The organism is Pseudomonas sp. GW821-FHT09C10 (assembly GCF_059418085.1).
In genome coordinates this window covers 167,137-191,762 of sequence record NZ_JBWKPE010000011.1, presented here as the reverse complement: position 1 = coordinate 191,762, position 24,626 = coordinate 167,137, and the positions used below count along the sequence as shown (strand labels likewise).

Below are 24,626 nucleotides of genomic sequence, written 5' to 3'. Positions count from 1 at the left end.
TGAGAGACTTGATGACTTCACTCACCCTCACCCGCATCAACTGGGCCCCGGCGAACCACTGCCAACACCCGTTCCAACTGCGTGACGCCGGCCTTCACGTCGCTGCGGGGGAGTTCGTCGGGCTGATCGGCCCCAACGGCAGCGGCAAGACCAGCCTGTTGCGCTGCGCCTATCGGTTCACCCAGCCGGAGCGCGGCGACGTATTGCTAGCCCACCGGAACCTGTGGAAGCAAGGCGCCAAGTGGTGTGCGCAACGTATCGCCGTGGTGTTGCAGGAGTTCCCGGATGCCTTTGGCCTGCGAGTCGATGAAGTGGTCGCCATGGGCCGCACGCCCCACAAGGGCCTGTTCGACAGCGACACCCTGGAGGATCGGCAGCTGGTGCAACAGGCGCTGGTATCGGTGGGCATGCAGGGCTTTGAAGCGCATGCCTTCGCCACCCTCTCGGGCGGTGAAAAACAGCGCGTCATCCTCGCCCGCGCCCTGGCCCAGCAACCGCAATTACTGATCCTCGACGAGCCGACCAACCACCTCGATCCACGCTACCAGCTTGAGCTGTTGAGGCTGGTCAAGCGCCTGGGTATCGGCACCCTGGCCAGCATCCACGACCTCAACCTGGCCGCCGCTTTTTGTGATCGGCTCTACGTGATCGACCACGGGCGCATCGTCGCCAGCGGCACGCCTCACCAGGTGCTGACCACTGAACTGCTGCGCGATGTGTTCGGCGTCGAGGCGCTGATCGACACTCATCCCCTGGCCGACCATCCCCGCATCACCTGGATAACCCAACCATGATCCTGCGCGCCTTCGCCCTTGTGGCCCTGCTGTCCGGTGCTTCACCAGCCTTCGCTGAAGCCACCCATTACCCGGTCACCGTCAAAAGCTGCAACCGCGACGTGACCTTCCAGGAGGCGCCGAAGCATGCGGTGAGCCATGACATCAACATGACCCAGATGATGCTCGCCCTGGGCCTCAAACCGCGGATGGCCGGCTACAGCGGCATCACCGGCTGGAAGTCGGTCACCCCGGACATGGCCCGGACCCTCGACGGCCTGCCGGAGCTGGCGAGCAAGTACCCGTCGGTGGAAACCCTGCTCAATGCCAATGTGGATTTCTTTTTTGCCGGCTGGGACTACGGCATGCGAGTGGGCGGCGACCTGACGCCGAACACCCTGCAGCCGCTGGGGATCAACGTGTACGAGCTGACCGAGTCGTGCGCCTTCGTGATGAAGCGCCCGGCCGCGACCCTGGACGACACCTATAACGACCTGCGCAACCTGGGCAGGATTTTCGACGTGCAGGACCGCGCCAATGCCTTGATCGCGCAGATGCAGGTACAGGTCGCCGAGGTGCAGACAGACCTGCCCGCCGACAAGCCGCGCGTGTTCCTCTACGACAGCGGTGAAGACCGCGCCATGACCTCCGGCCGCCTCGGTATGCCCCAGGCGCTGATCGACGCGGCCGGCGGGCGCAACATCCTCCATGACGTCGACGCCAGCTGGACCCGCGTCAACTGGGAGATGGTGGTGGAGCGCAATCCACAGGTGATCGTGATCGTCGACTACAGCGAAGTCACCGCCGATCAAAAACAGCAATTCCTGCTCAACAACCCGGCGCTGCAAGGGGTGGACGCGATCAGGAACCAGCGCTTTATCGTGATCCCGTATGTACAAGCCACGCCGGGCATCGATAACGTGCTGGCGGTGGAAACCCTGGCCAAGGGGTTCCACGGCGAATGATCACCCGTCGTTACACCCTGCTGCTTGCCGCCCTGGGCGCATTGCTGCTGGTGTCCTGCGTGATATCCCTGGGCTTCGGCCCCGCGCGGGTACCGGCGGACGTGGTGTGGCGCATCCTGCTGTACAAGGTCTTCGGCATCGGCGAAGTGAGTTGGTCGGCCGGGCAGGTACCTATCGTCTGGCTGATCCGCGTGCCGCGCATGCTGCTGGGGGCATTGGTGGGGGCCGGGCTGGCGTTGATCGGTGCGGTGTTGCAGGCGGTCACGCGTAATCCGCTGGCCGATCCGCACCTGCTGGGTGTCACTTCCGGCGCGACCCTGGGCGCGGTGATCGTGGTGCTGCATGTGGGCGAAATCATCGGTCTGCTGACCTTGCCCATCGCCGCCTTTATCGGCGCACTGTCGAGCATGATCGTGGTGCTCGCGGTAGCCAGTCGCAATGGCCGGCTGGAGAGTGATCGCCTGTTGCTGTGCGGCGTGGCAGTGTCGTTCGTGATGATGGCGGCGGCCAATCTGCTGCTGTTCATGGGCGACCATCGCGCCGCCTCGGCGGTGATGTTCTGGATGCTCGGCGGCCTCGGCCTGGCACGCTGGGAACTGCTGGCGATTCCGGGCGCCAGTGTAGTGCTCGGGCTGCTGGTGCTGGTGGGCATGGCCCGCCCGTTGAACGCGCTGATGGCCGGCGAACAGACCGCCGTGACCCTTGGCCTGAACGCCCGCAATGTACGGCTGAAGGTGTTCCTGGTCGCCTCGTTGATGACCGGCGTACTGGTGTCCATCAGCGGCTCCATCGGCTTTGTCGGGCTGATGGTGCCGCACATCGCCCGGCGCCTGGTGGGCGCCGAGCATCGTCGGTTGCTGCCGGTATGCGCATTGCTGGGCAGCCTGTTCCTGGTCTGGGTCGATGTGGCGGCGCGCACCTTGATCGCCCCCGAAGACCTGCCGATCGGCGTGGCCACGGCGGCGATCGGCGGCCTGTTCTTCATCGGCCTGATGCGCAAGCGTTGAGGCTTACAGCTCGTCGCGGTCGCGCAGGCTCAGCGGTTCGTCGACCTCGGGCACGGCGATTTCCAGTCCATTGGAGCGCTCCACTTGCTGCTCGGACAGTAGCCCCTCGTTCATCCAGAAGCCGTCCTTGTCCAGCACAAACAGCTTGCCGGTCCTGGCCACGCCCTTCAGGAACACGGTGGGATACACGTCGGGGCCGCCAACCAGGACCAGGCTTTCCTGCGCCGAATAACTGGGCAGGTACTTCAACAACGCACCGGCCTGGCTCGACAGATAAAGACCCGGCGACGGCCGCGACAGCCCGCGCAACACCCTGATGAAATAGCTCAGGAAGGTCGGCGCCACGAAATGACGCGTCAGGGCGATATCCTTCGGCGCCCGGCTGTCGGTGGCCGGCATGCTGTTGTAGAGCAGATGGACACCCGCAACCGCATATTGCTGCGGAAAGTCCGGCAGGGGCGCTGGCGGCACCGCCGGTTGTACAGGGCCCAGCGGCCCGCTGTAGAACAGGCGCAGAATCAGCGACTGGTCGGCCCCGGCCGCTACCGGCAAGGTGGCCAGGAACGACGTGCCCGCCGCGTTGGCGAGTATCGCCGAGAGGTACTGTTTGCCCTGATACGGCGAAAGCTGGCGCCGGAGATAGCGCGCGGCATCATCCCCATCGGAAAAAACCGGACCGCAGGCCGCACGCCAAGGCGGCACAAACACCTCATTGACACCGGGCTGCCAGAACGTATCGACACGATTGCGCGTGGTCCAGACCTCGCCTCGGACCAACGTATCCAGGACCCCTTTGTCGAGCAGGCGATGGACGTAACTGAGCAGGGTCATCCGGCCCGCGCGTAACTGCTGCCGTGTTTCAAGCAGCGTGCCCCACGAATCCAGCTGCGCATCCGTGCCCAGGTATTGATACCTGAGCAGGGCACCGTCCGCGCATGACAGGTAAAACGTGAGTTGCTTGCCCCTGATGCCATGAATCGAGAAGCGGATGCCGATGTCCATGTCCGTGGGCGAAAAAAATGCCTGGTGCAGCGGGTCCGTGGCCGGCGTGACGCTGTCGCTGCTGGCACACAGGTAGAAGCCTTCCAGCCCATAGCCCTGGGGGAAAAGACCGTCGGGAAAGACTTGTGTAAAGTCACGATAGCTCTGGCGCACCAGCGGCATGCTGACCATGTAGTGCCCGTTTTTCTGCGATTTGAACACGTAGCCGAACTGCAGGTGTTCGCCATGCCGACGATGCTGATGGGCATACCGCACCGCGTCCTGCTCCTGGGTGAACAGCGGGCTGAACGCCGGGTCTGCCAGTGCGTTCCGGATCGCCAATGGCGCGGGACGGTCGCTATTGACGATGAAGGCGCCAGTGATCCGGCGTGGCGTGCCCCACGTCGGGCTGCCCTCCACCACTCGCAAGATACCCGCATTGGCCAGGCGCGTGACAAATTCGCCAGGCGCCAGCGCGGCGTTGCGAATCTGACGTTCGAGCTGGTTTTCCAGGCGATCGAGTCGTGTCTCGTCAAGGGGCAAAAGCTGTTTTCTCAGCGCTTCCTCCAGCGCGGAGCGGCTGCGTGTGTAGCTCACCACACAGCCATCGGAACCCAGCAGGTACTCGCGGTTCAGGCGGGCGTCCTGGCCTGCGAGCGCCGATGAAATCACGCGGGTGGACAGCATGTTGCGATAGAGGCCGGCCTGCGCCAGTTCGAGTACGAAGGGCAACTCCCGGGCCGGGCTGGAGCGGTAACGTGCAACCACCGTATGGGCCGCCGGGAAGCCACCGGTACTGACCACCTCATCCGGGAAAATCCACTTGGGGTCGAAGTCTTCCTGGGGCACCTTGAGCGGTTCGGTGGCGACAAACAGGCCATCGGGACGCTGCAGAATCAAGCCGCCCAGCAGACCATTGCCCTGCAGCAGCGAACGGGCGTGCCGGGCCGCATCGTCCTGGGAATGAAAGGCTGGGCCCAGGCGACGGCGGATGAAGTTGGCGTAGGGGCGCCAGGCCACGCCCCCCTGGCCCACCGCTCCCCGGCGGTCCCAGCACTGGCTGGTGTAGAGCACCCGCAGGTCCGCAGGCCGGGCGACCTGTGACACATAGCGCTGGACGTCCAGCGTCCCGTTGTGCAGGTTCATCCCGGCGATGATCACGCCCGTGCCGTCGGTGGTTTCCTTGAGCAGGGAGGTTGCCGGAGGTTGATAGCGCAACAAGGCGCCATCGTGTGTCGACACATACACCGGCAGTATCGCAGTGGCTGCCGGGCGCGGCAGATGCCGGGCATCCTGTTCGGCGCGCAGCAGCACCTCGGGGGTGATGAAGAACCGCGCCAGCCAGGCCTCGGTGGTGGGCAATCCCGCCGGCACCCATTGCTGCGAAAACAGCAGGCCGGCCAGCTCGAACCCCTTGGCGAATTCGCCACCGGCCAGATAACCGACGCCCCTGGAGGAGTCACTCAACCAACGCCCGCCGGAGGTGATCGCCAGCAGTTCACTGACCACAAACTCATCGCGCTGCGGATGCTTGAGGATGTACGCCGTGCAGCGTTGCGCATCCAGGTTCCTGCCGTACCAGCGCACATGGGCATTGAGTGCCGCGGCATCGAGACTGTCGAAGATCGCGCCGAACGCCGGTGCCTGCAGATCGACTTCGGCGTAGTCGAAGTTGGGCGTCCAGTCGTTGTAGACCCGGCCGCGCGGCCCCCACAGCGCGCTGCGCACCAGCACGCTCAAGGTGCCGGCATCGGCCAGCCGGGCGACGATGTCCACCGGTTTGAGCTGGCCGCTCTCCAGCCGTTCGAAATAGCCATGCTGGCCGGGCTCGCGCTGGGTGTTGCTCAGTACCAGCAGCTCATTGGCAGAACCACTGGGGCGATAGCTGATCAGGTTATTCGGCGAACCGCTCAGATAGGCCGGCAACCGCGATTCGATCACCGAACGGATCTCCACATCGGAGAACAGCGTGGCGTTGACTTCCAGATCGGCCAGCGTCCAGCCAAGACGCCGTTGACGCTCCAGGTCAGCCACGGATAACGCGGTATGCGAACTGTAGCGCGCATAGAGCTGATGGCCAGCAGGCGGCACCAGATAAGCACTGCCGTTGGCAGGGCGCAGCAGGTCGGAGGCGAAGCCGTCGCCGGAAATGGCCACGGGTTCGGTGAACACGAATCGCCCATCGTCTCGCTTGAGGACATACCCGGCATAGGCGTTGCCGCGGCGAACGCCGATGCGTTCATGGGCATGCCGCGCGGCGTCGTCCGCGCTCAGGAACATCCCGCTCAAGGGCAGCGCGCCTGAACCGAGCGGCAAGTGCTCGCTGTCATACAACGGCCCGAGGGTGTTCCACAGGCCACCTTGCTGGACCACCGACAACTCCCCCGCGCGCATCACGCGGCGCACGAAATCCCGCGGCGACAACGTGCCGTCGAGCAGGGCCGCCTCATTACCATTGTCCGCTACGGTTTGACCATCGACGACAAACAGCTCGTTAACGGACCCGGCGCTCGGTACCTGCCAGTGCAGCAAAGCGTTATCGGCGGTGCGCAGATACAGCTTGAGACCGAGCGCGGCGATCTGCATACCGGCGCTGGCGATCGACTGCCTCATGGCATCCACCAGCACCGCCGGCGTAGCGAAACGCTTATAGAGCCATGCGTCCATGGGTGGCAGCCTCTGCGGCGCCTGTGCTGATTGGGCGTGATAGAGGCCCACCAGGCGATAATTCGGCACCAGCCTTGGCTCACCGCGGTCCCCCACGGGAAACAGACTGTCCAGGGTCGTCCCCAACGGCGCCGGCAGCGTAGCGATGTAATTCGAGGTGGTACGGTGTTTCAGCACCACGCCCACGGCCGCCTGCCCCAGCAAGTCGACGCTGCTCAGGGCGACCAGCACTGCACTGTGCCCCATCGACAGCAGCGGGGTAAAAAACGGCATGTCCTGCACCGAGGTGACAGGGCTGCCCAGGGTCCAGCCGTGCAGCACACGCCCCCGCCCCCCACCCCAGACCTTGCTGGCCACCACGACCCGCAAGTCCCCGGCCTGCGCCAGGTTCCACACCGCCCCCTCGAACGCGGTGAGAGGCTGCGCCGGCTCGACCCCCGTCAACTGCCGCAACAGGGACTGTTCCTGCTGGGAACCGCTGCTCGTGTACTTGAGCAATGCGCCGTCAGGACCGGACAGATAATGCACCGGGGTGAAATCACGGTGGGACAGGGCAAACACCTGATCGGCATTCGAGAAGAAGCTGCCGGTCAGCGCGACCTGGTCCGGGTTGAAGCCCGGGTTGTAGCGCTCCACCTCGCCAGGCTCGGCCGGATAGGAACGGTAGAAGCCCTGGCATTCATAAGAGGGCGGAGCAATGAACCGGGCGCGATCATCCGTGCCCAGGAGGGTGAGGAAGTCGAACCGCACGCCGCTGCTGACTTGCGGCTCGGTGGCAAAGAAATGCCCGCCAGGCTTTTTCAGGATGACTCCACCGAACTCACGCTCGCGTCGCGCCCCGATACGCCGGTGAGCCCACAGTGCCGCATCATCCGCAGACACAAACGCCGGGCTCAAGGCCGGCAGGGAAGCCACGGCCGTCGCGGCACTCGGCAGGGACGGCGCAGCGGCAAACGCTCGCCAGTGCCGGTCAACCACGCCAGGCGGCCCCCATAACGCATTGCCCAGGACCACCCGCAGGCGACTGACCCCTGCCAACTTGCGCACGCCTTCGGCAGGCGTATAGGTACCGTTCGCCAGGTCTCTGGCAATCAGGCTGCCGCCCGGCGCCGGCGCGAACAATCGCGTGAATGCGGCCTGGTCCGCCCCTTCCGGCTCCAGCACAAGCAGGCTATCTGCCGCGCCGGAGAGGTAGCCCGGCACGCGCAGTTGATGAATCCTGTGGGCCTCGACGTCAGTAAAGCCCTGGAAGTAGACGCTGGCATCGTCGCGGGTCCACTTCGTCTTGAAACCGGCATCGAGGTTCTCCCATGACAACGCCATGTGCGAGCCGAACCAGGCGTGCAGTTGATAACCACCGGGCAACGCCAATTGTTTGCTGTAAGCGTCCCACGGATAGAACCCCTGGAACCCATAAGGGTTGGTGCCCGCCTGGAGCAATTGCGTCAGAACAAAGTGCTGGTCGGGGTGCTTCAGAATCAGCGCCACATAGGCGCGGTCACGGCGCTCGCCCACCTGCGCATGGGCAAACTGTGCGGCCTTGTCGGCCGACGAAAACGCCTGGCCGAGGGTGGCCTGCTTGAACGGGAAGCGTGCATAGGGCGTCCAATTGTTCTCGACCACGCCTTCCACGTCCCACAGCGGGCTGGTCTGTTCGACGCTCAACTCACCGGCTTCGGCCACCTGTTTCACAAACTGGCGCGGGGTCAGGGTTCCCGCCGCGAGGGCCAGGTCAAGGCCGGGCTCATCGGTGGTGAACAATCGCGTTTCCGCCGGTGAGCCGCTGAACCGGTAGCGCAGCAAGGCATTGTCCTTGGTGCGCAGGTACAGCGAGATGCCCAGCACGGAGGGCGCCGTATGCATGTAGCGGCGGGCCTTGGCAATGTAGGCCGCCAGCTCCCGAGGGCTGAAGAACTGCTGGTACAGCCACGGTTCCACCGTCGGAAACTGCGCCGGCACCGGCCGCGACAGATAGAAGAAACCCTGCAGGTGAAAGCCCTCCGGCAAGGGTGGCCCGCCCGCCAGCAAAGGCAGGTGGTTGTCGGTGGGCAACTGCTCGGCACTGCTGAGTACGAAGGGCTGGGTGGCGGCGAACTCATCGCGCAGCTCATGCTTGAGCAGCAGGGCCATCTGGCTGACATTGGGCATGCGCCGCATGCGCGCCTGCACGGCGTTGAGCGCCTGGGTGACCTCGGGATACACCGCCCCGCAGGCGATGGTGGGCTGGCCGCTGTTCAGTGGCAGATAGGGCCGCCAGCGCTGATCGATGACACCGGGCACCCCGCCCCAGTCATCGCTGGCGACCAGCAACGACAAGCGGCCTACCGACGCCACTTTCCTGATAAAGCCTTCGAGCGTGCCATCGTGACCATCGGCGGGCACAGCCGTGCTGACGTCGTCGATCCAGTCGACAAACTTGCGCTCGGCCTCGGAAAAACCCGGCTGGTACTTGAGCAATACACCCTGTGGTCCCGACAAGTAGGCAGTGCCGAACGCACGCCCTTCATAGTGGTTGAAGACCACATCGCGGGTGGAAAAAAAACTATTGAAGATACGCACCTGGCGATCCCGATAACCGGGGTTGAGCGCCTTGATCTGGGCAAACTGGTCAGGGTGAGAATGCACCCCGCCCACGAGTTTGTAGCCCGCAGGATCGAGGAACTCGTTCTGCGCCCCGCGCTCCAGCAACAGCGAAAAGTCGAACGTCGCCGCCTTGCCGGGAATCGGCTCGGTGGCAAACACTTTGCTATCGGCCAGGCGCTGGAGAATGACACTGCCGTACTCGCGGTCGCGCTTGTCGCCAATGCGCTCGTGCACATAGCGTGCAGCATCGTCGGCACTGATAAACCCAGGGCTGAGGGTGTATCGAAGGCCCCTCGCTGCCGCGCGCTCCTCTCTGGATAAATGCTCTTGCATGACACTCCCTTGATCATGTTCGTCGTCGGTGCCCATGGGCACCGGGCTCGCACAACGCTTGCCATGCAGAAGCGTCCTCGCTTGAACCGCCAGCAGGGCGCTGCATAGTTATCGAGGCCCCCAGGCACTCTTTAGGCGCATCCCCTGCACCGCCAACGCCTGCACGCTCCGCATTGGTGCGTCAACGCCAAGCACCGGGCTCCAGCCCCCGCAAAACCGGGCGTTGCGCCATCGGGCACAGCCCTTGCTAGTACCCCTTCAGCGTTCACATCGGCCTATCAAAAAAAACTAAACGTTTACGGAGACCGCACCATGAAGCGTCGCAGCTTGATCAAGGCTTTCACCCTGTCCGCCTCCATTGTCGCCATGGGCCTGACCTGGACCGTGCAGGCCGCCGAGACCATCAAGGTCGGCATCCTGCACTCGCTGTCCGGGACCATGGCCATCTCCGAAACGTCCCTCAAAGACATGGCGCTGATGACCATCGACGAGATCAACGCCAAGGGCGGGGTGAACGGCAAGATGCTTGAGCCGGTGGTGGTGGACCCGGCGTCGAACTGGCCGCTGTTCGCGGAAAAGGGCCGGCAGCTGCTGACCCAGGACAAGGTCGCCGTGGTGTTCGGCTGCTGGACCTCGGTGTCGCGCAAATCGGTATTGCCGGTGTTCGAAGAGCTCAACGGCCTGCTGTTCTACCCGGTGCAATACGAGGGTGAAGAGATGTCGCCGAACGTGTTCTACACCGGTGCGGCGCCGAACCAGCAGGCGATCCCGGCGGTGGAATACCTGATGAGCGAAGAAGGCGGCAGCGCCAAGCGTTTCTTCCTGCTCGGCACCGACTACGTGTACCCGCGCACCACCAACAAGATCCTGCGTTCGTTCCTGCATTCCAAAGGCGTGGCGGACAAGGACATCGAAGAGGTCTACACCCCGTTCGGCCATGCCGATTACCAGACCATCGTCGCCAACATCAAGAAGTTCTCCGCCGGCGGCAAGACGGCGGTGATTTCCACCGTGAACGGCGACTCCAACGTGCCGTTCTACAAGGAGCTCGCCAACCAGGGTTTGAAGGCGACCGACGTACCGGTGGTGGCCTTCTCCGTGGGTGAAGAAGAGCTGCGCGGCATCGACACCAAGCCGCTGGTGGGCAACCTCGCGGCCTGGAACTACTTCCAGTCAGTGGAGAACCCGGTGAACAAGAAGTTTGTCGCCGACTGGAAAGCCTACGCGAAGAAACACAACCTGCCGGGCGCGGACAAAGCGGTGACCAACGACCCGATGGAAGCCACCTACGTGGGCATCCACATGTGGGCGCAGGCGGCGGAGAAAGCCAAGTCCACCGACGTCGACAAAGTGCGTGAAGCGCTGGGCGGCCAGACCTTCGCCGCGCCGTCGGGCTTCACCCTGACCATGGACAAGACCAACCACCACCTGCACAAGCCGGTGATGATCGGCGAGATCCAATCCGATGGGCAGTTCTCGGTGGTGTGGCAGACCCAGGAGCCGATCCGGGCGCAGCCGTGGAGCCCGTACATTCCTGGCAATGACAAAAAGCCGGACTACGCGGTGAAGAGCAACTAAGTCTCACGACAGATCAAAAATGTGGGAGGGGCGGTGCGACGATTCGACTTGCCCCCGATAGCTGAGTGTCAGGCACTGCATGTGCTGACTGATGCACCGCAATCGGGGGCAAGCCCCCTCCCACAATTGACCGCGTACGATCAGGACAATTTGTATGCCCACTGCCCTGCACCGTTTCATCCTCACGGCCCTGCTATTGCTGCCTTTGGCGGCCCATGCCGGCGACGCCGAAGACTTCCTGGCCGCCAACCCGACGCAACAAGCCAAGCTCCTCCAGGACTGGGCCGCCCGGCCCGACCCGGCGCGCATCGAGTTGGTGGACGCCCTGCAACAAGGCCAGCTCACGCTCAACGGTGAAACCAGGACCGTACGCCTGAACAACCGCCTGCGCGGCTTGATCGACAACGTGCAGGCCAGCCAGCAACTGCTCGCCGCCGACCCCAAGGTGCGCCTGGCCGCGGCACGCACCCTGCAAAAAAGCGCGCAACCGGCGCAACTCAAATTCCTCGACCAGCAGGTCGCCGCCGAGACAAATGAGGACGTGCACTCCGCCCTCAGCCTGGCCCTGGCCAACCTGCAACTGGTCGACACCGACCCGGCCGTGCGCCTCGCCGCCGTGCGTCTGCTTGGCAGTACCGGCGACCCGCTGGCCCGCACGCGCCTCGAAGCGCTGCTGGCGCCCGGGGTGGAAACCGACGCCGCCGTGCACACCGCCGCCGAGACCAGCCTGGCCCAGGTCAAACGCAAACTGATGCTGGGCGAGATCCTCGGCCAGGCCTTCAGCGGCATGTCCCTGGGCTCGATCCTGCTGCTGGCGGCCCTGGGCCTGGCGATCACCTTCGGCCTGCTCGGCGTGATCAACATGGCCCACGGCGAGATGCTGATGCTCGGCGCCTACTCCACCTATGTGGTGCAGTTGCTGATGCAGCGCTATGTGCCCCAGGCCATCGAGTTCTACCCGTTGATCGCACTGCCGGTGGCGTTCTTCGTCACCGCCGCCATCGGCATGGCCCTGGAGCGTACGGTGATTCGTCACCTGTACGGGCGCCCGCTGGAAACCCTGCTCGCCACCTGGGGCATCAGCCTGATGCTGATCCAACTGGTGCGCCTGGTGTTCGGCGCGCAGAACGTCGAGGTCTCCAACCCTGCGTGGCTGTCCGGCGGGATCCAGGTGCTGCCCAACCTGGTGCTGCCCTACAACCGCATCGTGATCATCGCCTTCGCGCTGTTTGTGGTCGTGCTCACCTGGCTGCTGCTGAACAAGACGCGCCTGGGCCTCAACGTGCGCGCCGTGACTCAGAACCGCAACATGGCCGCCTGCTGCGGCGTACCCACCGGGCGGGTGGACATGCTCGCATTTGGCCTGGGCTCCGGTATCGCGGGCTTGGGCGGCGTGGCGCTGAGCCAGATCGGCAACGTCGGCCCTGACCTGGGCCAGAGCTACATCATCGACTCGTTCCTGGTAGTGGTGCTCGGCGGCGTCGGCCAGTTGGCCGGCAGCGTGATGGCAGGGTTCGGCCTGGGTATCGCCAACAAGATCCTGGAACCGCAGATCGGTGCCGTGCTCGGCAAGATCCTGATCCTCGCGCTGATCATTCTGTTTATCCAGAAACGCCCGCAGGGACTCTTCGCACTGAAAGGACGGGTGATCGACTGATGAACCAGCCATTGATGCTTACGGCCACGCAAAAGGCCGGCCCCCAGGTGACGATTGCAGTCGGCGCGGTGGTGCTGTTGCTGCTGCTGGCCCTGCCGTTGTGCTCGCTGCTGTCGCCGGAAAACCCGCTGCATGTATCGGCCTACACCCTGACCTTGGTGGGCAAGATCCTTTGCTACGCCATTGTCGCCCTGGCCCTGGACCTGGTGTGGGGCTACGCGGGGATGTTGTCCCTGGGCCACGGCCTGTTCTTTGCCCTCGGCGGTTATGCCATGGGCATGTACCTGATGCGCCAGGCCGCAGGCACTGAGCTGCCGGCGTTCATGACGTTTTTGTCGTGGACCGAATTGCCCTGGTATTGGGTCGGCACCGAGCACTTCCTGTGGGCCCTGTGCCTGGTGGTGCTGGCGCCGGGCGTGCTGGCGCTGGTGTTCGGTTTTTTCGCCTTCCGCTCGCGGATCAAGGGCGTGTATTTCTCGATCATGACCCAGGCGCTGACCTTTGCCGGGATGCTGTTGTTCTTTCGCAACGAGACCGGGTTCGGTGGCAATAACGGCTTCACCAACTTCCGCAGCATCCTCGGTTTCGGCATCACCGAACCGGGCACGCGGGCCGTGCTGTTCGTGGCCACGGTGGTGCTGCTGGTGGCGAGCCTGTACATCGGCTGGCGCCTGGCCCGGAGCAAGTTCGGCCGGGTGCTGACCGCCCTGCGCGATGCCGAGAACCGCCTGATGTTCTGCGGCTACGACCCGCGCGGCTTCAAGCTGTTCGTGTGGGTGCTGAGCGCGGTGTTGTGCGGCCTGGCAGGCGCGTTGTACGTGCCGCAGGTGGGCATCATCAACCCGAGTGAAATGTCGCCGACCAACTCCATCGAAGCCGCCGTGTGGGTGGCCCTGGGCGGGCGTGGCACGCTGATCGGGCCGTTGCTCGGCGCCGGTGTGGTCAACGGCATGAAGAGCTGGTTCACCGTGGCCTTCCCGGAGTACTGGCTGTTCTTCCTCGGGGCGCTGTTCATCATCGTCACCCTGTACCTGCCCAAGGGCGTTATCGGGCTGTTGAAGAAATGAGGAACGTCATGCTCGAACCTATTTTCGACGCGGGCAGCGGCCGTGATGCCATCGGCATCGGCCAGGCCGCAGGCACCGGCCTGAACACCCGCCACGGCACCATCCTGACCCTGGAAGATATCAGCGTCAGCTTCGATGGGTTCAAGGCGCTCAACGACTTGAACCTGTACATCGGCGTCGGTGAATTGCGCTGCATCATCGGCCCCAACGGCGCGGGCAAGACCACCCTGATGGACGTGATCACCGGCAAGACCCGGCCCAGCCACGGCAAGGCCTGGTTTGGCGAAACTCTCGACTTGACCAGCATGAGCGAAGTGCAGATCGCCCAGGCCGGTATCGGCCGCAAGTTCCAGAAGCCCACGGTGTTCGAAGCCCTGAGCGTGTTCGAAAACCTGGAGCTGGCGCAGAAGACCGACAAGTCGGTGTGGGCCAGCCTGCGTGCGCGCCTGAGCGGTGAGCAAAAGGATGGTATCGATGAAGTGCTCGACACCATCCGCCTCACCGCTTCGGTGCATCGGCCCGCCGGGCTGCTCTCCCACGGGCAAAAACAGTTCCTGGAAATCGGCATGCTGCTGATGCAAGACCCGCAACTGTTGCTGCTGGACGAACCGGTGGCGGGCATGACCGACGCCGAGACCGAATTCACCGCCGAACTGTTCAAGCGCCTGGCGGGCAAGCATTCGTTGATGGTGGTGGAACACGACATGGGCTTTGTCGGCTCGATTGCCGATCACGTCACCGTGTTGCACCAGGGCAGCGTGCTGGCCGAAGGGTCGCTGGAACAGGTGCAGGAAAATGAGCGGGTGATCGAGGTGTACCTCGGTCGCTAAGGAGAACTGAACATGCTGCAAGTCGACAAGCTGCACCAGTACTACGGCGGTAGCCACATCCTGCGCGGGCTGTCCTTTGACGTGAAGATCGGCGAAGTCACCTGCCTGCTCGGCCGTAACGGCGTGGGCAAGACCACCCTGCTCAAATGCCTGATGGGGTTGCTGCCGGCCAAGGAAGGCGTGGTGAACTGGGAGGGCAAGGCCATCACCGGCTTCAAGCCGCACCAGCGCGTGCACGCCGGCATCGCCTACGTGCCCCAGGGCCGGGAGATTTTCGGGCGGCTGACGGTGGAAGAAAACCTGTTGATGGGGCTGTCGCGTTTCCCCGGTGCCGAAGCCAAGGAAGTGCCGGCGTTTATCTATGAACTGTTCCCGGTTTTGCTGCAAATGAAGCACCGACGCGGCGGCGATTTGTCCGGCGGCCAGCAGCAACAGTTGGCCATCGGCCGCGCCCTGGCCAGCCGCCCGCGCCTGTTGATCCTCGATGAGCCCACCGAAGGCATCCAGCCTTCGGTGATCAAGGAGATCGGCGCCGTGATCAAGAAGCTCGCGGCGCGCGGCGATATGGCGATCCTGCTGGTGGAGCAGTTCTACGACTTTGCCGCCGAACTGGCCGACCAGTACCTGGTGATGTCGCGCGGTGAAATCGTGCAGCAGGGCCGTGGTGAAAATATGGAGAGTGAGGGTGTGCGCGGTTTGGTTACCATCTAACCTGTAGCGTCCTGACGATAAGCACAAGAAACCATGAACCTGCCCGTTTCCCCTGCCCTGTTCACCCCCAGCTGGCACGCCGAGCTGGACCTCGGCTACGCGCGTTTCGGCGACACCACGCGCCCGGTGATGCGCCGTCACCTTGGCCCGCTGCGGGTGCAAAAGCACCTGTACGCCGAAGGCCCCGAGGTGTGCCAGCACATCATCGTGCACCCGCCCGGCGGGATTGCCGGCGGCGACCGCCTGGACATCCGCGCCCATGTCGCCGAGGGTGCCTGGGCGCAATTGACCAGCCCCGGCGCGGCGAAGTGGTATCGCGCCAGCGGTCCGGCGTATCAGCAACTTGATCTCACCGTGGAGGCCGGCGCGACCCTGGAATGGCTGCCCCAGGAAACCATCGTGTTCAGCGCCGCCCAGGCCGAACTCAGCACCCGCATCGACCTGCACGGCGATGCACGGCTGCTCTACTGGGACGTGATCGCCCTGGGGCGCCCGGCCAGTGGCGAGCGCTTCGACCTGGGCCACTTTCAATCGCACCTGGATATCCGCCGCGACGGCCAGTTGCTCTGGCACGAGCGCCAGCGCATTGTGGGCGCCGATGGCCTGCTCGACTCGCCCATCGGCCTGGATGGCCAACCGGTGTTCGCCACCCTGCTGGTGACCGGCGACATCGAGCCCGAATTACTCGAACGCTGCCGCGCCCTGCCCCACGCCGTGCGCGGCGACCTGACCCAACTGCCCGGCTTGCTGGTCGCCCGCTGCCTGGCCAGTGAAGCGCTGCTGGCGCGGGGGTGGTTGATTAATTTATGGAAATTGTTACGCCCGGCGGTGCTAGGACGGGAAGCAGTTTCACCACGAATATGGAGCACATGAAGATCAAAATGTGGGAGGGGGCTTGCTCCCGATGGCGGTGGGTCAGTGAAAGATGTATTGCCTGACACCCCCCATCGGGGGCAAGCCCCCTCCCACACTTGATCTCTGTTGTATTTAAGAATGCATTCTTTGAAGGACCTTGAACCATGGACCTGACCCCACGGGAAAAAGACAAACTGCTGATCTTCACCGCCGGCTTAGTCGCCGAACGGCGCCTGGCGCGCGGTGTGAAGCTCAACTACCCGGAAACCATCGCCTATATCTCCGCCGCCTTGATGGAAGGCGCCCGCGATGGCCGCACCGTGGCCGACCTGATGCACTACGGCACCACCCTGCTCAGCCGTGAACAGGTGATGGAAGGCATCCCGGAAATGATCCCGGATATCCAGGTGGAAGCCACCTTCCCCGACGGCACCAAGCTGGTGACCGTCCACCAGCCGATTGCGTGAGGGCTGGCCATGATTCGTGATGCAACCGAGCAAGACCTGCCGGCGATCCGCAACATCTACAACGACGCGGTACTCAACACCACGGCAATCTGGAACGAACAACCGGTGGACCTGGCTAACCGCCAGGCCTGGTTCAATGCGCGCCAGGTCCAAGGCTATCCGATCCTGGTCGCGATGGAGAACGATGAAGTCACCGGTTACGCCTCATTCGGCGATTGGCGCCCGTTCGAAGGCTTTCGCTACAGCGTCGAACACTCGGTGTATGTACGCAACGACCAGCGCGGCAAGGGCCTCGGCCCACGGCTGATGCAGGCCCTGATCGAACGCGCCAGAACCTGTGGCAAACACGTGATGGTGGCGGCCATCGAAAGCGGCAACCAGGCCTCGATCCGTCTGCATGAGCGCCTGGGTTTCGTCACCACCGGGCAAATGCCTCAGGTGGGCATCAAGTTCGGCCGCTGGCTGGACCTGACCTTTATGCAACTGACATTGAATCCGGGCGCGCAACCGCCCAAGGAGTGAGTTCGATGAACGCCGCGCAACTGCGTCGAGTCAATGCTGAAAGTTTTGCCCACTACCGTCGGGGCCTGATCGAGCTGTTGCTGGATGCGGTCAAGCACGGTGCGTCGGTGGGTTTCATGGCCGACTTCGATGAGGCCCAGGCCCGTGCCTATCTGGACGGCGTACAGGCGAGCATTGAAGACGCCAGCCTGTTGCTGTGGGTGGTGGTGCGCGATGAGCAGGTGATCGCCAGCGTGCAGTTGGCGCTGTGCCAGAAAGCCAACGGCCTGAACCGCGCCGAAGTGCAAAAGCTGCTGGTGCACAGCAACGCGCGGCGCCACGGCCTGGGCCAACAATTGATGAACACCCTGGAACTCGCCGCGCGCCAGCACAAGCGCGGCCTGCTGTACCTGGACACCGAAGCCGGCTCGCCTGCCGAAGCCTTCTACCAGTCGCTGCGCTACACCAAGATCGGTGAACTGCCCGACTACTGCCAAAGCCCGGACGGGCGCTACAGCCCGACCGCCATCTACTTCAAGACCCTGGGGCAACCTGCATGATTCCTGGCGAATATCAGATCCAGCCTGGCGAGATCGAACTCAACGTCGGCCGACGCACCGTCACCCTCAGTGTGGCCAACAGCGGCGACCGGCCGATCCAGGTGGGTTCGCACTACCATTTTTTCGAGACCAATGACGCGCTGACATTTGACCGCCCATTGAGCCGTGGCATGCGCCTGAATATTCCGGCGGGCACGGCGGTGCGGTTCGAGCCGGGGCAGAGCCGTGAGGTCGAGCTGGTGGATTTGAGCGGCGGGCGGCGGGTGTTCGGGTTTGCCGGGCGGATCATGGGTGACCTTTAGGGCCTCATCGGGGGCAAGCCCCCTCCCACAGGGGAACGCATTCCAAAGGTGGGAGGGGGCTTGCCCCCGATAGCGATTTCACATTCAACACAAATATTTCAGGGCACACACATGAAAATCAGCCGCCAAGCCTACGCCGACATGTACGGCCCCACCCTCGGTGACAAGGTCCGCCTGGCCGACACCGAGCTGTTCGTCGAAGTCGAGCAGGACTTCACCGTCTACGGCGAAGAAGTGAAATTCGGCGGCGGCAAAGTGATCCGCGACGGCCAGGGCCAGAGCCAATTGCTCGCCCATGAAGTCGTCGACACCCTGATCACCAACGCGCTGATCATCGACCACTGGGGCATCGTCAAGGCCGACGTCGGCTTGAAGAACGGCCGCATCCACGCGATCGGCAAGGCCGGTAACCCGGATATCCAGCCCGGCGTGACCATGGCCATCGGCGCCAGCACCGAAGTGATCGCCGGCGAAGGCATGATCCTCACCGCCGGCGGCATCGACTCCCACGTGCATTTCATCTGCCCACAGCAGATCGAAGAGGCGCTGACCAGCGGTGTCACCACCATGATCGGCGGCGGCACCGGGCCGGCCACCGGCACCAACGCCACCACCTGCACCTCCGGGCCCTGGCACCTGGCGCGCATGCTGCAGGCCAGCGACTCGTTCCCGATGAACATCGGGTTTACCGGCAAGGGCAACGCCAGCTTGCCCGAGCCGTTGATCGAACAGGTCAAGGCCGGCGCCATCGGCTTGAAGCTGCACGAAGACTGGGGCACCACGCCCGCCAGCATCGACAACTGCCTGAGCGTCGCCGACCAGTACGACGTACAGGTGGCGATCCACAGCGACACCCTCAACGAATCCGGCTTTGTCGAAACCACCCTGGCCGCTCTCAAGGGCCGCACCATCCACACCTACCACACCGAAGGTGCCGGCGGCGGCCACGCGCCGGACATCATCAAGGCCTGCGGCTTTCCCAACGTGCTGCCCAGCTCCACCAACCCGACGCGGCCGTTCACGCGCAACACCATCGACGAGCACCTGGACATGTTGATGGTCTGCCATCACCTGGACCCGAGCATTGCCGAAGACGTGGCCTTCGCCGAAAGCCGCATCCGCCGTGAGACCATCGCCGCCGAAGACATCCTGCACGACCTCGGCGCGTTCTCGATGATCAGCTCCGACAGCCAGGCCATGGGCCGCGTCGGTGAAGTGATCACACGCACCTGGCAGACCGCCGACAAGATGAAGAAACAGCGCGGCGCCCTGCCCGGTGACGGCCCGGGCAACGATAACTTCCGCGCCAAGCGCTACATCGCCAAGTACACCATCAACCCGGCGATCACCCACGGCATCAGCCATATCGTCGGCTCCATCGAAGTGGGCAAATGGGCTGACCTGGTGCTGTGGCGTCCGGCGTTTTTCGGCATCAAGCCGACCCTGATCCTCAAGGGCGGCGCGATTGCGTCCAGCCTGATGGGCGATGCCAATGCGTCGATCCCCACCCCGCAGCCGGTGCACTATCGCCCGATGTTCGCCGGTTTCGGCAGCTCATTGCATGCCACCAGCCTGACCTTTATCAGCCAGGCAGCCCTGGACGCAGGCTTGCCGCAAGCCCTGGGACTGAAGAAACAGATTGGGGTGGTGAAAGGGTGTCGCGATGTGCAGAAAACCGACCTGATCCACAACGATTACCTGCCGGATATCGAGGTGGACCCACAGACCTATCAGGTCAAGGCCGACGGGGTGCTGCTGTGGTGTGAGCCGGCGGATGTGTTGCCGATGGCGCAGCGGTATTTCCTGTTCTGACTTGAAACCTGTGGTGAGGGAGCTTGTGCCCTCACCACAAATCCCCTTAGAACTGCTCGCGCGGATTGAACGCGGCTTTTTTGGCCAGCTCCTGCCACAACGCCTTCACGTCGTCATCGCCTGCCGGTGGCATCACCGCCTTGAGCTGCACGTACAGGAAGCCACGCTGCCCGGCCTTGTTCAGCAAGCCATGGCCCTTGGCGCGCATGCGCTGGCCGTTCTGGCTGCCGGCCGGCACCTTGAGGTTGATCTTGCCGGTCAGGGTCGGCACGGCCACTTCCGCGCCCAACGCCAACTCCCACGGCGCCAGCGGCAGGTTGATGATCAGGTTTTCGCCGTCCACTTCGAACTTCGGGTGCGGCGCAAACTTGACGATCAGGTACAGGTCACCGTTGGCCCCGCCGCCAACACCCGGTGCGCCCTGGCCCTTGAGGCGAATACGCTCACCGTCGGCCACGCCGGCGGGGATCTTCACGTTCAGGCTCTTGGTGGTGTTGCTGACATGCCGGCCCGAGGCGTCGTATTGCGGCACCTGGAAGCTGATCTGCTTGGACTCGGTGGACAGTGTCTCTTCGAGGAACACCGACAGCTGCATCTCCACGTCCTGGCCTTTACGCCCGGTTGGACGGCGCTGGCCGCCACCGAAGGCATCGCCACGCCCGCCAAAGATCGAGCTGAAGAAGTCGGAAAAATCCTCGGTGCCCTGGCCACCGCCAAACCCGCCACGGCTCTGCCAGCCTGGCGGGCCCTGGAACGGCTGGCCATGCTGGCCGTATTTGCGCAGTTCGTCGTATTCGGCGCGCTTGTCGGCGCTTTTAAGCGCTTCATAGGCTTCGGACGCGTCCTTGAACTTGGCTTCGGCGTCTTTTTCCTTGCTCACGTCCGGGTGATATTTGCGCGCGAGCTTGCGATAGGCGGCCTTGATTTCCTTGTCATCGGCGCTCGGCTCGACACCCAGAATCTTGTAGTAGTCTTTGAAATCCATCGGCGGTTCACCATCCTTAATCGAGATCGCACAGCCCGGGGCACAACGTGCGCTGGTTTGCACCTGTTGAGTCTTGTGGCCTGGGGGTGCGTCAAAGTGTTATCGGCGCTTGCCGTATGCACCAGATGTGGGGGCGAATGCTGAACTTTCAAGCACGATTTAACGGATGGTCGGCCTACGCATCCGCCCTCGACTGGCATACACTGCGCGGCCGTTTTTCAACCGGAACCCGATAGACATGAAAAACCCATCCCCAGCCCGTGCCTGCGGTATCGACTTCGGCACGTCCAACTCCACCGTCGGCTGGATCCGCCCCGGCATGGAAACGCTTATCGCGCTGGAGGACGACAAGATCACCCTGCCGTCGGTGGTGTTCTTCAACTTCGAGGAGCGCCGCCCGGTCTACGGTCGCCTGGCCCTGCACGAATACCTGGAGAACTACGAAGGCCGGCTGATGCGCTCGCTCAAGAGCCTGCTGGGTTCCAAGTTGATCAAGCACGACACCAGCGTATTGGGCACGGCGATGCCGTTCACCGACCTGCTGGCGCTGTTTATCGGCCAGCTCAAGAGCCGCGCCGAAGCCACCGCCGGCCGCGAATTCGAAGAAGTGGTGCTGGGCCGCCCGGTGTTTTTCGTCGATGACGACCCGATGGCCGACCAGGAAGCCGAAAACACCCTGGTCGACGTGGCGCGCAAGATCGGTTTCAAGGACATCTCGTTCCAGTACGAACCGATTGCCGCTGCGTTCGACTACGAGTCCACCATCGAGAAGGAAGAGCTGGTACTGATCGTCGACATCGGCGGAGGTACGTCCGACTTCTCGCTGGTGCGCCTGTCCCCGGAGCGCCGCCACAACGACAACCGCCAGGACGACATCCTCGCCACCGGCGGCGTGCACATCGGCGGGACCGACTTCGACAAGCAACTGTCCCTGGCCGGCATGATGCCGCTGTTCGGCTATGGCAGCCGCATGAAAAGCGGTGCCTACATGCCCACCAGCCACCACATGAACCTGGCGACCTGGCACACCATCAACTCGGTGTACTCGCAGAAATCCCAGCTGGCCCTGGGCAGCATGCGCTATGACATCGAAGACACCGGCGGCATCGATCGCCTGTTCAAGCTGATCGAACAGCGCGCCGGGCACTGGCTGGCCATGGAAGTGGAAGAGACCAAGATCCAGCTCACCCACGAAGACAGCCGCCACGTGCCGCTGGACCGGGTTGAAGCGGGGTTGAGCGTGGACCTGAGCCGCGCGCTGTTCGAGTCGGCCATCGATGGCTTGCTGGAGCGCGTGCGCAACAGCGTGACGCAGTTGCTCACCGATGCTTCGGTAGCGGTGGCCCAGGTGGACACGGTGTTCTTCACCGGCGGTTCCAGCGGCATCCCGGCGCTGCGCCACAGCATCTCGGCCATGCTGCCGAATGCCCGGCATGTGGAAGGCAATATCTTTGGCAGCATTGGCAGTGGCTTGGCGATTGAGGCGAGCAAGCGCTACGGCTGCTGAGTTTCACCTGAAATACCGTGGTGACTTCATCGGGGGCAAGCCCCCTCCCACACTGACCGTGTTCACAAGTCGACCGGTGTAGACACATTAAATGTGGGAGGGGGCTTGCCCCCGATGGGGCCCGCCCAGGCAACACACGCCTTAAACCATACCCCCGAGCTTCAGCTCACTCTTCAGATACGCATAGTAAATCGGCCCCGCCACCACCCCCGGCAAACCAAACGCCGCTTCAAACACCAGCATCGCCAGGAGCAACTCCCACGACTTGGCACTGATCTGCCCGCCGACGATGCGCGCGTTGAGGAAGTACTCGACCTTGTGGATCACGATCAGATACCCCAGCGCCGCCACCGCCACCCAGATCGACAACGACAGCGCGACGATGGTGATCAGGGTGTTGGACATCAGGTTGCCAATCACCGGCAACAGGCCGAGCAGGAAGGTCAGCACGATCAGGGTCTTGGTCAGCGGCAGGTGGATGCCGCACAGCGGAAGCACCACGGCGAGGAACACGGCGGTGAAGGCGGTGTTGAGCGCGGCGATCTTGATCTGCGCGAAGACGATATTGCGAAAGGCCTGGACCAGCAGGTGCAGGCGGTCGAACAGCGCGGCTGCCAGGGGTTTGCGCTTGGTCAGGTCGGGCACCCGCTGCAGGGCGATGATCGCACCGAGCACCATGCCGATCAGCAGGGTAACGAACATGTGGGCGGCGTCTTTGCCGACCAGTTGCAGTTCGCTCAGGTGCTTGCTCAGCCAGTCGCCGATGGCTACGCGGAACTCGGCCGCGCTGGCGGGCAGGTAGGCATCGAGGAACGGCGGCAGTTGGCCGCGCGCGCGGTCGACTACGCCCATGAATTTATCCAGGGAAGCCCCGGGGTTTTCCGCCTCATGAAGCAGGAAGCTGATGGCGCCGGCGAAGATCAGGGCCAGCACGCTGACGATCAGGGTGCCGAGCAAGGCCACCGCCAGCCAGCGCGCGCGGCGCCCTTCGATCAGCCGTTGCAGTTGGGGGGTGAGCATGTTGACCAGTTCATAGACCAACAGGCCGGCCAGCAGGCTGGGCAGCAATTTCAGCGGCAATACCAGCAGCAACCCGCCGAAAATGATGATGTAGCTGGCCAGCAATAACACGTGACGCTGAGAAAACGTTGGCATACAGCCTCAAAACGAACGGCGTTAAAGGATGGGCAGTCTGCCAGCCTTGAGAGAATCAAGCGAGTGGATAGGTTGCGAATACGATCAAGTGTGGGAGGGGGCAAGTCGAATAGTCGCCCCCTCCCACAAGGGGATTCGCGTACTCAACTGCCCTTGAGGCAGGTGCTCATGAACGTCTTGCGGGCATCGCCGGTCAGCGCCTTGGTTTTCGCCGACGCATTGCAATCCTTCATCTTCTGCTGTTGCGGGGTGAGCGTCTTCGCATCATTGGCCGCCGGCGCCGACAGGCAGGTTTTCATGAAAGCCTTGCGCTCGTCGCCCTTGAGCGTCTTGGTAGTGGCTTCGGCATTGCAGGTGGTCATCTTGTTTTGCTGGGCGGTGGCGGCAAAGCCTTGGGAACACAGCAGCAGGCCCATCATCAACAACGGAATACGCAGCATCTTCATGGAGTTTTCTCCCTGTTACCGTGCCGGGAGGCACGGCCTACCCAGCAGTGTAGCCAAACCTTGTTACATCTTCATCGGCTACGAATATTCGTCCGCCGGTACTGCTCCGGGGTGCAGCCGGCCTGGCGCTGGAACATCGCGATAAACGCCGAGGCGCTGCTGTAGCCGAGGTCAAACGCCACATTTTGCACACTGCGCTCGCTGTCGAGGGCTTCGATGGCGGCGAGGTAGCGCAGGCGCTGGCGCCATTCGCCAAAGCTCATGCCCAGCTCACGCACAAATTGCCGCGCCAGGGTGCGCTCGCTGACATGCACTTGTTCGGCCCAGTGCGCCAGGGGACGGTTGTCAGCGGGGTCGGCCTGCATGCCTTCCAACACGCCGAGCAGCCCGGGGTGGCGGGCGTAGGGCAAAAAACCCTCGTGGATCGGCGCCTGCCTGAGCTGATCGACCAGCACCTGGGCCAGGCGGATGTCGGCCTCGGTGTGCGGGATGTTGACGTCACGCTGGGCGAAGTCGCTGAGGATGGCCTTGAGGATGTCGCTGATGGCCAGGGTGCAAGGCTGCTTGGGCAAGTGCTCGCAGAGCGGCGGCGAAAGGCCCACCGAACGGTAGACAATCGCCTCGGCGTTGTAGGAGCTGTGTTCGGTACTGGGTGGGACCCACACCGCGTACTGCGGCGGCGATATAAAGCGGTTGCCGGCCACTTCCATGCGCATCACGCCGCTGGCGGAGTAGTCCAGTGAGCCCCAGACATGCTGGTGCGGGGTGCACTCCGTGTCGGGGGCAAAGTCGGAGTAGCGGAAGTACACGGGGCTTGGCAGGCGGGCAAAATCCGCGAGGCGTACGGTGTGTCTGGCCATATTGTCTGGATATAGAGGTCGTTT

General features: G+C 63.6%; 20 protein-coding genes. 15 read left to right on the top strand and 5 right to left on the bottom strand.

Going from position 1 to position 24,626, the window contains the following annotated elements; all coding sequences use genetic code 11:
- Window positions 1–11: 11 nt before the first annotated feature.
- From AC07OT_RS21095 to AC07OT_RS21085, 3 genes are read left to right on the top strand one after another with little or no spacing between them, the layout of a single operon-like run.
- Window positions 12–794: an ABC transporter ATP-binding protein gene (locus tag AC07OT_RS21095; RefSeq protein WP_027607736.1), complete on the top strand. Its 783-nt coding sequence runs from the start codon at window positions 12–14 to the stop codon at window positions 792–794.
- Window positions 791–1,738 (top strand): ABC transporter substrate-binding protein, encoded by a 948-nt coding sequence (locus tag AC07OT_RS21090; protein ID WP_495108964.1) that lies wholly within the window; start codon window positions 791–793, stop codon window positions 1,736–1,738. Before AC07OT_RS21095 ends, AC07OT_RS21090 begins: the two co-directional genes overlap by 4 nt.
- Window positions 1,735–2,745 (top strand): FecCD family ABC transporter permease, encoded by a 1,011-nt coding sequence (locus AC07OT_RS21085; protein WP_065940912.1) that lies wholly within the window; start codon window positions 1,735–1,737, stop codon window positions 2,743–2,745. The genes AC07OT_RS21090 and AC07OT_RS21085 overlap by 4 nt, the downstream gene beginning before the upstream one ends.
- 3 nt (window positions 2,746–2,748) lie before the next feature.
- Here AC07OT_RS21085 and AC07OT_RS21080 read toward each other — a convergent pair whose 3' ends face one another.
- Window positions 2,749–9,309, bottom strand: coding sequence for a hypothetical protein (locus tag AC07OT_RS21080; RefSeq protein WP_495108963.1), 6,561 nt, complete (start codon window positions 9,307–9,309; stop codon window positions 2,749–2,751).
- A gap of 312 nt (window positions 9,310–9,621) precedes the next feature.
- On the opposite strand from AC07OT_RS21080, the gene urtA reads away from it, so the two are divergent.
- The 11 genes from urtA (at window position 9,622) to ureC (ending at window position 19,649) form a co-directional block, all read left to right on the top strand.
- Entirely contained in the window at window positions 9,622–10,887 is a 1,266-nt protein-coding gene (gene urtA / locus AC07OT_RS21075; RefSeq protein ID WP_495108962.1) for an urea ABC transporter substrate-binding protein, read from the top strand.
- Between the two features lie 154 nt (window positions 10,888–11,041).
- Complete coding sequence (urtB, locus tag AC07OT_RS21070; protein ID WP_495108961.1) at window positions 11,042–12,544, top strand: urea ABC transporter permease subunit UrtB; 1,503 nt, start codon at window positions 11,042–11,044, stop codon at window positions 12,542–12,544.
- Window positions 12,544–13,611 (top strand): urea ABC transporter permease subunit UrtC, encoded by a 1,068-nt coding sequence (gene urtC / locus AC07OT_RS21065; RefSeq protein ID WP_495108960.1) that lies wholly within the window; start codon window positions 12,544–12,546, stop codon window positions 13,609–13,611. Before urtB ends, urtC begins: the two co-directional genes overlap by 1 nt.
- Complete coding sequence (gene urtD, locus AC07OT_RS21060) at window positions 13,608–14,441, top strand: urea ABC transporter ATP-binding protein UrtD (protein ID WP_174562753.1); 834 nt, start codon at window positions 13,608–13,610, stop codon at window positions 14,439–14,441. Before urtC ends, urtD begins: the two co-directional genes overlap by 4 nt.
- A 12-nt stretch (window positions 14,442–14,453) precedes the next feature.
- A complete protein-coding gene (urtE, locus tag AC07OT_RS21055; protein WP_065940908.1) occupies window positions 14,454–15,152 on the top strand; it encodes an urea ABC transporter ATP-binding subunit UrtE in 699 nt (232 codons plus the stop codon).
- 33 nt (window positions 15,153–15,185) lie between these two features.
- Window positions 15,186–16,025 (top strand): urease accessory protein UreD, encoded by an 840-nt coding sequence (locus AC07OT_RS21050; protein ID WP_495108959.1) that lies wholly within the window; start codon window positions 15,186–15,188, stop codon window positions 16,023–16,025.
- Window positions 16,026–16,171: 146 nt separating this feature from the next.
- Window positions 16,172–16,474 (top strand): urease subunit gamma, encoded by a 303-nt coding sequence (gene ureA / locus AC07OT_RS21045; protein WP_003171437.1) that lies wholly within the window; start codon window positions 16,172–16,174, stop codon window positions 16,472–16,474.
- Window positions 16,475–16,483: 9 nt separating this feature from the next.
- Window positions 16,484–16,996 (top strand): GNAT family N-acetyltransferase, encoded by a 513-nt coding sequence (locus AC07OT_RS21040; RefSeq protein ID WP_495108958.1) that lies wholly within the window; start codon window positions 16,484–16,486, stop codon window positions 16,994–16,996.
- A 5-nt stretch (window positions 16,997–17,001) separates the two neighbouring features.
- The gene (locus AC07OT_RS21035; RefSeq protein WP_027607725.1) at window positions 17,002–17,535 is read left to right on the top strand and encodes a GNAT family N-acetyltransferase; all 534 of its coding nucleotides are present in this window, start codon (window positions 17,002–17,004) and stop codon (window positions 17,533–17,535) included.
- Window positions 17,532–17,837 (top strand): urease subunit beta, encoded by a 306-nt coding sequence (locus tag AC07OT_RS21030; RefSeq protein WP_027607724.1) that lies wholly within the window; start codon window positions 17,532–17,534, stop codon window positions 17,835–17,837. The genes AC07OT_RS21035 and AC07OT_RS21030 overlap by 4 nt, the downstream gene beginning before the upstream one ends.
- Before the next feature lie 111 nt (window positions 17,838–17,948).
- Window positions 17,949–19,649, top strand: coding sequence for an urease subunit alpha (gene ureC, locus AC07OT_RS21025; protein WP_495108957.1), 1,701 nt, complete (start codon window positions 17,949–17,951; stop codon window positions 19,647–19,649).
- A gap of 46 nt (window positions 19,650–19,695) precedes the next feature.
- Here ureC and AC07OT_RS21020 read toward each other — a convergent pair whose 3' ends face one another.
- Entirely contained in the window at window positions 19,696–20,634 is a 939-nt protein-coding gene (locus AC07OT_RS21020) for a DnaJ C-terminal domain-containing protein (RefSeq protein WP_027607722.1), read from the bottom strand.
- 238 nt (window positions 20,635–20,872) lie between these two features.
- On the opposite strand from AC07OT_RS21020, the gene AC07OT_RS21015 reads away from it, so the two are divergent.
- The gene (locus tag AC07OT_RS21015) at window positions 20,873–22,141 is read left to right on the top strand and encodes an Hsp70 family protein (protein WP_495108956.1); all 1,269 of its coding nucleotides are present in this window, start codon (window positions 20,873–20,875) and stop codon (window positions 22,139–22,141) included.
- A 141-nt stretch (window positions 22,142–22,282) separates the two neighbouring features.
- Here AC07OT_RS21015 and AC07OT_RS21010 read toward each other — a convergent pair whose 3' ends face one another.
- The 3 genes from AC07OT_RS21010 to AC07OT_RS21000 form a co-directional block, all read right to left on the bottom strand.
- Complete coding sequence (locus tag AC07OT_RS21010; protein ID WP_027607720.1) at window positions 22,283–23,296, bottom strand: AI-2E family transporter; 1,014 nt, start codon at window positions 23,294–23,296, stop codon at window positions 22,283–22,285.
- Window positions 23,297–23,439: 143 nt separating this feature from the next.
- The gene (locus AC07OT_RS21005; protein WP_010213547.1) at window positions 23,440–23,742 is read right to left on the bottom strand and encodes a PsiF family protein; all 303 of its coding nucleotides are present in this window, start codon (window positions 23,740–23,742) and stop codon (window positions 23,440–23,442) included.
- Between the two features lie 71 nt (window positions 23,743–23,813).
- Entirely contained in the window at window positions 23,814–24,602 is a 789-nt protein-coding gene (locus tag AC07OT_RS21000) for an AraC family transcriptional regulator (protein ID WP_495108955.1), read from the bottom strand.
- Window positions 24,603–24,626 lie beyond the last annotated feature (24 nt).